Annotated in this window: 3 protein-coding genes; 2 read left to right on the top strand and 1 reads right to left on the bottom strand. The window is 74.3% G+C overall.

Annotated features, from left to right (window positions below; all coding sequences use genetic code 11):
- A partial coding sequence (locus EHS43_RS40510) for a response regulator (RefSeq protein WP_369009074.1) occupies positions 1-1,309 on the top strand: 1,309 nt, incomplete at its 5' end.
- Positions 1,310-1,510: 201 nt separating this feature from the next.
- Here the strand turns inward: EHS43_RS40510 and EHS43_RS40515 are convergent.
- The gene (locus EHS43_RS40515) at positions 1,511-2,095 is read right to left on the bottom strand and encodes a TetR family transcriptional regulator (RefSeq protein ID WP_125195537.1); all 585 of its coding nucleotides are present in this window, start codon (positions 2,093-2,095) and stop codon (positions 1,511-1,513) included.
- A 133-nt stretch (positions 2,096-2,228) separates the two neighbouring features.
- On the opposite strand from EHS43_RS40515, the gene EHS43_RS40520 reads away from it, so the two are divergent.
- Positions 2,229-3,395 (top strand): MFS transporter (locus EHS43_RS40520; protein ID WP_148104234.1); only part of this gene is annotated, 1,167 nt, incomplete at its 3' end.

Genomic DNA, 3,395 nt, shown 5'->3' on the forward strand with positions numbered 1-3,395 from the left:
CGCCCAGCCCGCGCAGGCTCAGCCCGTGCAGGCTCCCGAGGCCGTCGGTCAGTCCACCCCGGCGCCCGGTACGCCCCTGCCGGCGCAGGCCACGGCACAGCCGCTGCCCGCCGAGGCCGCGGCGGTTCCGGCCGCTCCCGCTGCACCCGCTTCCCCCGCCGCGCCCGTCGACCCGAACTCCACCCAGGGACGGGCGATCAGCGTGCGGACCCTCGGTCAGGGGGTTCCGTTCACCCGGCAGGCCGCCCAGGTGCAGCAGCCGGGTGCGGCCACGCCTCCTCCGCAGCATCCCGGTGGTTCGGGTCGGCGGCGCAAGCTCGGCACCCGGCCCGATCCCGCCGCCGCGGCGGCCCCGGAGCAGGGGGCGCGTCCGCATCCGGCGGCCGAGCAGGCCGTTGCCGCACCGGCGCCGCAGCCGTCGCTGGCCGGGCAGTCGCGGCTCGCGCACGCCACCGAGGCGGCCGGGCGGTCGTACGCCATAGGAGCACCGGACGAGAACGCGGCCGAGGGGCCCGAGCCGCTGGACGGTCCCGGCGGTGCCGTGGAGATCCCGGACACCCCGCGGCCGCAGCCGATGGACGACGAGCTGCCCCCGGAGCCGCTGGACAACCCGCGGCGGCTGCTGGTGTGGCCCGCGCCGGACGTGACCACGCAGCAGGCGCTGAGCGACCGTGGGTACCGGCCCGTCATCGTGCAGTCGCGCGAGGAGGTCGACGCGCAGATCGCGGCCTTCCCCGCCGCGCTGTTCGTGGACCCGCTGACCGGGCCGATCACGCGGACCGCGCTCCAGTCGCTGCGGCAGGCGGCGGTGGCGTCCGAGGTGCCGATCATGGTGACCGCCGGGCTCGGGCAGGCCTCGCGGGAGGCGGCGTACGGCGCCGACCCCGCCGTACTGCTGAAGGCGCTGGCGCCCCGGGACAGTGAGCAGCACCCGCCGCGCGTGCTGCTGATCGAGGAGCACGCGGAGATCGCGCTGGCGCTGACGGCGACGCTGGAGCGGCGGGGCATGCAGGTCGCCCGGGCGGCGAGTGACGCCGACGCGGTGACGCTGGCCGGGCAGCTCAGGCCCAACCTGGTCGTGATGGACCTGATGCAGGTGCATCGGCGCAGGGCCGGGATCGTGGACTGGTTGCGGGCGAACGGGCAGCTGAACCGGACGCCGCTGGTCGTGTACACGGCCGCGGTGGACCAGGCGGATCTGCCTCGGCTGGCTTCCGGGGAGACGGTTCTGTTCCTCGCCGAGCGGTCGACGAGTGCGGAGGTTCAGGCGCGGATCGTGGATCTGCTGGCGCGGATCGGGACGAACTGAGGGTCACGTCCGGGACGGGTCACGTCCGGGACGGGTCACGTCCGGGACGGGTCCCGTCCGGCTGGGGGCGCCGTCCGAGGAGCCGCTGCATGCCGTCCGACGCCATCCGAGGTAGCACCGCATGCCGTTCGGCGGGTGCCGCGCCGTCGTGGTTTCTCGCGCAGTTCCCCGCGCTCCAAGAAAACCTGTCCGCGCGCCCCTCTACTTGGCCACCAGCCGCCGTGCCGCCTCCTTCACCGAAGCCCGCAGCCGGTCGCGGTCCGTGGGCTCGCCGCCCACGAGGATCCGCTTCATCTGCGGGACCACCGCCGCCCAGTTGGCCACCGCGATCAGCAGGAACAGCAGGTCGCGGGGCGGGATCGCGTCGGTGACGACACCCCGCTCCTGGCCGTCCCGGAGCGTGGCGACCTTGCGGCGGTAGTGCTCCTGGCGTTCGGCCTCGTCGGGGAGCTCGGTGCTGGAGCCGTACTCCAGGCCCTCCCAGAAGAGCAGGCGCAGCACCTCGGGGTGGGCCTCGTGGTAGTCCATGAGGCGGTCGATCCAGCTCTCGATGTCGTCCGGGTCGACCGGGACGGCGATCGCGAGATCGAGCATGGACTTGCCCAGGACCTGGGTGAACAGCTCCGCCTTGTTGCCGAAGTAGGCGTAGATGAGCTGCTTGTTGGCCTTGGCCTCGGTCGCGATGCGGTCGATGCGGGCGCCCGCGATGCCGTGGCGGGCGAACTCGGCGACCGCCGCCTCGAAGATGCGGGCCTTCGTGGCCTCGGGGTCCCTTGCTGCTGCCATGGGGCCAGGGTAGGGCCGGCCGAGGAAGTAACCAACTATTTGGTTGACAGGGAATCGACGAGGCTCGGAGACTGTTGAGCCAGTCGTCCAACCAACCAGTTAGTTGTTAGACCGACCCGAAGGATCCCCGGTCATGCCGACAGCAACGCTCACCACAGGACGGTCCACGGAGACGCCCGCCCGGAACGCGAGCTCCCTCCTCCTCGTCCTCATCGCCGTCTGCACCGCCGTCACGGCCGCCAACATCTACCTCGCGGCCCCGCTGCTCCCGCTCATCGCCCGTGACTTCGGCTCCACCCCCTCCGCGGTGGCCTGGGTCGCCTCGGTCGCACAGTTCGGCTACGCCTTCGGACTGCTCGTCTTCGCCCCGCTCGGCGACAGCGTGAACCGGCGGCGCCTGGTCGCCGCCCTCTCCCTCGTGACCACCGCGGCCCTGACCGCCGCCGCGCTCGCCACCGGCACCACCGCCCTCGCGGCCGCCGTCCTGGTCGCCTCCGCGGCCACCGTCGTACCCCAGCTGCTGGTCCCGCTGGTCGCCCAGCGCGCCCCGGCCGACCGCCGGGCCCGCCATGTCGCGGCCGTCATCGCGGGCCTGTTCACCGGGATCGTCGCGGCCCGCGTCCTGGGCGGACTGATCGGGCAGGCCTACGGCTGGCGAGTGGTGTTCGTGGGCGCGGCCGCCCTGACGGCCGTCCTCGGGCTCGCGACGGCGTACGCCCTGCCCGCGGAGCGGGTGCGCCGCTCCGGGCCGCTCTTCTCGGGCCTCACCGCCCTGCCGTCCGTCGTCCGCCGCTCGCCCGACCTGTGGCGCGCGTGCGTGCGGCAGGCGGGGATGTACGGCGCCTGGAGCGCGCTGTGGACCTCGCTGGCCCTCCTGCTGACCGGCCCGTCCTACGGCCTGTCGACCGCGACCGCCGGGCTCTTCGGACTGTTCGGGCTGGCCGCGAGCGTCGTGGCACCGCTGGCCGGCGGGTTCGTGGACCGCTTCGGCGCCGCGAAGGTCGTACGGTCGGCGTATCTGCTCGCCGCGGTGTCCGTGCCGCTGTTCTGGCTCGGCGGGCACGCGCTGTGGGCGCTGTTCGTCGCCGCGATCGCCGTCCATGCGGCCCTGGTCGCCTCCCACGTGGCCAACCAGACCGTCGCCCTGACGACGACCTCGACCCCGGCCACCGCCAACACGGCGTACGTCGTGGCCGGTTTCGCCGGCGGCGCGACCGCCTCCGCGCTCGCCGCCTCGGCCTTCGGCTGGTGGGGCTGGGGCGGGGTGTGCGCGGTGGCGGGCCTGTGGCTGGGCCTGGGG

It is taken from the genome of Streptomyces sp. RP5T (assembly GCF_003933965.1).
Classification (GTDB): domain Bacteria; phylum Actinomycetota; class Actinomycetes; order Streptomycetales; family Streptomycetaceae; genus Streptomyces.